Source organism: Streptomyces aureus, assembly GCF_001418135.1.
In the GTDB taxonomy this organism is placed as follows: Bacteria; Actinomycetota; Actinomycetes; order Streptomycetales; family Streptomycetaceae; genus Streptomyces; species Streptomyces aureus_A.
This window is the reverse complement of the sequence record NZ_LIPQ01000195.1, coordinates 1-4462: the sequence shown is the minus strand read 5'-3', so window position 1 is coordinate 4462 and position 4462 is coordinate 1. Positions and strand designations below refer to the sequence as shown.

The 4462-nt window shown below is 68.5% G+C and carries 4 protein-coding genes and 1 pseudogene; all 5 read right to left on the bottom strand.

The genetic code is table 11. The annotated features are described in order from the left end of the window. Positions 1-392 (bottom strand): annotated as a pseudogene (locus tag AOK00_RS17735) (phage distal tail protein); the annotation flags it as partial. Positions 393-439: 47 nt separating this feature from the next. Beyond that, the gene (locus AOK00_RS17730) at positions 440-1693 is read right to left on the bottom strand and encodes a hypothetical protein (RefSeq protein ID WP_055601284.1); all 1254 of its coding nucleotides are present in this window, start codon (positions 1691-1693) and stop codon (positions 440-442) included. Continuing rightward, on the bottom strand, positions 1690-2901 hold the full coding sequence (locus AOK00_RS17725; protein WP_055601283.1) for a phage tail protein: 1212 nt from the start codon (positions 2899-2901) through the stop codon (positions 1690-1692). The genes AOK00_RS17730 and AOK00_RS17725 overlap by 4 nt, the downstream gene beginning before the upstream one ends. A 27-nt stretch (positions 2902-2928) precedes the next feature. Then, a complete protein-coding gene (locus tag AOK00_RS17720) occupies positions 2929-3879 on the bottom strand; it encodes a hypothetical protein (protein WP_055601282.1) in 951 nt (316 codons plus the stop codon). 91 nt (positions 3880-3970) lie between these two features. Continuing rightward, positions 3971-4183, bottom strand: a complete 213-nt coding sequence (locus AOK00_RS17715) for a hypothetical protein (RefSeq protein ID WP_055601281.1) — start codon at positions 4181-4183, stop codon at positions 3971-3973. Between the last annotated feature and the right edge of the window lie 279 nt (positions 4184-4462).

The window sequence follows — 4462 nt, the reverse complement described above, 5'->3', positions numbered from 1 at the left end:
CCGTCCGGCTGCACGGCGAGCAGCTCGCCGTGCAGCCGGACGGTGAGCCACCGCTCCTCGTCGAGGAGGGCGAGGGACTGCCGCAGCGCGCGGACGGCCCCGGCCGTGCCGTCGTACTCCGGCATCAGCACGATCGTGCCGCCGACCTTGCGCGGCTTGGCGTACCGGGCGCCCGGCCAGGCGCCGTGGGAGGTGGGTCGGTCGGCGTCGGCGGAGTCGTACTCGGGCAGGTCCTCCCAGCCCGACAGGCCTGACTTGTCGACGGCGAACGGGGTGCCGGGCCCTATGAGGAGCCCGGCCCACTGCATCTGCCCGTCCTGGGTGATGAGGGAGCCGGGCGCGAGGTCGGCGGTGTGGTTGTTTCCGGCGTACGGGGTCGTGGTCTCGGCCATGGGGCCGTCACCTCACTTGGGATGGGTCGGCGGTGGGCGGTCCGCGATCAGCGGTGGGCGGTCGCGAGGAAGAGCAGGTCCTCGGCGGTCGACCGGGGGCCGGCGCCGGGCTCCTCGTGGAAGTCCCGGACGCGGTGCGGCTTCGGCGGCGGTTCCGTGAGGGCCGGGACGCGGCGGTTCTCCAGCTGGGAGAGCGAGTCGATGCGGTAGTCGTCCGCGTTTCCGGGGGAGACGATGCCGCCCTCGGCGAGCATGGGCAGCTTGTCGAGTTCGACGCCGAACTTCTTGCCGGTCAGGGGGATCTCGAAGCTGAGCTCGTTGAGCCCGTCGATGATCCAGTTGGCGAAGGCGATGAGACCGTTGATCGGTCCCTTGACGACGCCGAGCACCGTGTTCAGCGCGCCCTCGATCAGATCGCCGATGCCGCGCAGAGCCCTGCTCACCGCGTCCTTGGCGGTGCGGAAGAAGCCGGGGATCTTGTCGGTGATCCAGTCGACGACCGGCCGTACGGCGTTCTTGATGCCGCCGATCGTGCGGGAGGCGATACCGCGCAGCGCGTTCGAGGCGGAGCGGACGGCGGAGCCGATCCTGGAGATGCCGCCGATGGCCGCTCCGACGATCTTGAGTGCGGTCTTGAAGACGGTCAGGTACGCCTTGGCGTAGGTGCCGATGGCCTGGCCGAGGGCCTTCATGAACGGCTGGATGAACTTCCAGACCGCCTGGAATCCCTTCAGCGCCTGCTGGAGGACCTGCTTGATGATCCGCTGACCGGTCTGGGAGTTGACGGCCAGTTCGATCAGGTACGCCGCGATGGGCACGATCAGGCCGACGACGAAGCCGAGCGGGTTGGCCCGCATGGCGACGTTGACGCCTGTCATGGCGACCGACGCGATGGTCATGACGGTGCCGAAGGTGCCCATCATGGTCGAGATGACGTCCGTGACGGGCAGCAGCGGCAGGAGCATGCCGAGGACGACCCCGGCGCCGGTCCCGATCCTGCGGGCGGCGGTACGGGCCTTGCCGGCGGCGGCGCCGATCCGCTTGACGCCCGCGGGGGCGGTGGAGCGTCGGATCCTGGTCATGGCGGTGGCGGCGCCGGAGGCGTTCTGGCCGAGGGCGCGCAGGGAGGTTCCGGCGTTGCGGGCCGCGGTGGCGAGGCCGCCGGCACCGGTCGCCGCCCGCTGGACGTCCTGCCGGAGTTTCCTCAGTGTGCCGCTCGTTCCACCGAGCCCCTGGCGCAGGCCGTTCATCGGCGCGACGACCGTGCCGAACCTGGGCATGGCGACGAGCGCGGCACTCATGCGCGTGCTCCACGCGCCTTCACGAGGTACATGAGCGCGGCGGCGGTCGCGTGCGGGTCGCTGTTGCGGGCCGCGTGGTAGTGCTCGATGTGCAGCCCGCCGCCGGCGCCGCCCATGGTCTGGTTGCCCTGGGCCGCGCGGGCGCGGCGGGCGGTCTGGGCGAGGAGCCGGTCCAGCTTGGAGAGCGGGAGGACGGCCTCGGCCTCGCCGGCCTCGGCGAGGATCGCCGGGACACCGCCGGTGCGGGGCATGACGACACCGCCGGTGGCGAGCATGGGGATGGTCGGGATGCTGACGCCGAAGGTCTTGCCGCCGACGACCGGGACCCAGCCGGGGACGCTGACCTTGACGCGGTTGAGGCTGCCGATCATCGAGTTGATGAGGCCGATGACGGCGTTGATCGGGCCCTTCACACCGCTCTTGATGCCGTCGAACGCCCGGGACGCGATGTCCTTGAGGCCGTTCCAGATGGACGACATCTTGTCCTTCACGGCGCTGAAGGCCTTCGGGATCGCGGACTTGATCCAGTTCACCACCGGGGTGATGACGGCCTTGATGCCGTTCCAGACCGTGCTGATCACGGTCTTGATCGCCTTCATGACCGTGGTGATGACCGTCTTCCAGATCTTCACGTAGGTCTTGATGACGGTGGCGACGGCCTTGACGACGGTGGAGATGGCCTTCTTGATGCCGTTCCAGACCGTCTTGATCAGGTCGCCGGCCTTCTTCATGATCGGCCCGACGGCCTTCATGACGGAGCTGATGACGCTCTTGATGGCGCTGAAGGCCTTCTTCAGGACCGTCTGCATCGTCTTCGAGCGGAGCGCCATGTCGACGATCGCCTCGATGAGCGGCATGAAGAGTTCGAGCAGGCGGACCAGGAAGTTGCCCTTCATGGACTTGTTGAGCTTGTCCTGGCCCTTGGCGGCCTTGCCGGCGCCGGACTCGTACCTGCCGAGTTTGGTGCCGGCCGACTGGGCGGTGTCGCCGGCCTTCTTCATGGCGCGCTCGGCCTGTTCCGAGGCGGTCTTGAGGTTCTTGAGCTGGGTGGTGGAGCCCTGGGCGTTGGTGCGGAGGGTCTTGAGCTGGCCGGACGCCGACTTTCCGGCGTCGCCGATCTTCCTGACCGAGCCGCCGGCGCCGGATGCCTGGGTCTTGAGGGTGCGCAGGGAGTCGGACGACTTCCTGAGGGAACTGACGAGAGACATGGGTTACCTCCTTTCGGGGTGGGGGGATCAGGCCGGGGCGCCGTTCATCGCCCTGTCGAGCTCGCGTACGGCCTGAGCGAAGTCGCCCATCCGCCCGGAGAGGGTTCCGGTGTGCTGGGCGAGGTCCTTGGCCGCGTTGGCCGCGTTCTGGAAGGTCGCCATTTTGGGGACCTTGTCCACGTCCAGGTCCTTCATGGCGAGCTTGAGCTTCCCGATGGCCTCGGCGAACTTGCCGGTCTTGCGGGGGTTCGCGTTCTTCACCGCGCCGTTGATCTTGCCCATGCCGCTGGCGACCGAGGCCATGACCTGGTGGTCGACGTCCTTGACGGCTTCGGCGATCTTCACGACGACGTCCGCCTTCGCCTCCGCGCCCTTCGTCGGCATCTTGCGGAAGTTCGTGACGAACGACGGGGCGTGGAGGTTGAACTTGGCGAGGTGCGGGTTCAGCCGTTCGAGCTGACTGCGCAGTTCGTCGAAGTTGGCGTCCGCCGGGATGTCGGCCATGCCGCCAGGGGCGACGCCGTTCCTCTCGTTCTGGATGTCCGTGAAGGACCGCCGGCCCCAGCTTCCGTCCGGGCGTTGGCCGATCGTCTGGTCGTTGTTCCTGCCGGCGTGCCACTTCTGCAGCTGGAAGACCAGGAAGGCGCTGAGCGCGACCAGGAGGATGGGGACGATGACGCTGCCGAGGGCGACGAGGGTGGCGCCGAGGCCGGCCACGAGGCCCTCCTCGTTGAACTTCTTGATCATCTCGGCCACGGCGCCCAGGCCGAGCTGCTCCATCACCTGTTCCCACGGAGCCTTGACGACTTCCTCGGCGACCTTCTCCTGTTGCGCCTTGAGGTCTTCGATCAGCTTGTTGACGGGCGCCAGCTGCTGCGTCATCCAGTCGGTGGTGGGCAGGAGGCCCTGGTCGACCTTCGTGAGGTACTGCTTCAGGTCGGATATCTGGGTCGAGATCCGTTCGTCCGTTACTGTCATGATTGCTCCGCTTCCGGCCGGTGAGGGCCAAGCGCCGAAAAGCCCCCGCCGTATCCCGGCAGGGGCTCGTTCGTGAGGGCGGTGCGGGCGGCTAGGCGTCCTCGTCCCGGCGGGAGCCGCGCCGCACCGTCGCGAGGGCGTCGTTCCAGCCCGCCGCGTACGCGAGGGTCTCGCAGCGGGAGACCTCGGCGCACAGGGTGCCGAGCAGAGCTCTCTTGTCGAGGGCGACGGGTCCGTCGAGGAGCTGGCGGAGGCGGTCCTGGAGCGGGATGTGCGGTCGCGATGCCTCGGCCTGCTGAGCCATGGACGCCTGCCTTCCGGTTGCTTGCCCGTGCGTGCGTGGCGGCGCCGCGGAGTGAGGCGGGGGCACCACGTGTTCGAACTCTTGTGCGAACAGAGTGTGGAACATTTGTTCGGTGTTTGTCGAGCGGGAAACGTCTGACGGTGTGTCTTCTCGCCAGTTTCCCGAACGGGTTGGCGGCTGATAGGGGCTTCTGTTCGACCGGGTAACCTGGAAGACGCTCTCCGGACCGGACCACCTCGGGGCGCGCGGGGGGCGCGAGGGGCGCGCGGGGACCCCAGG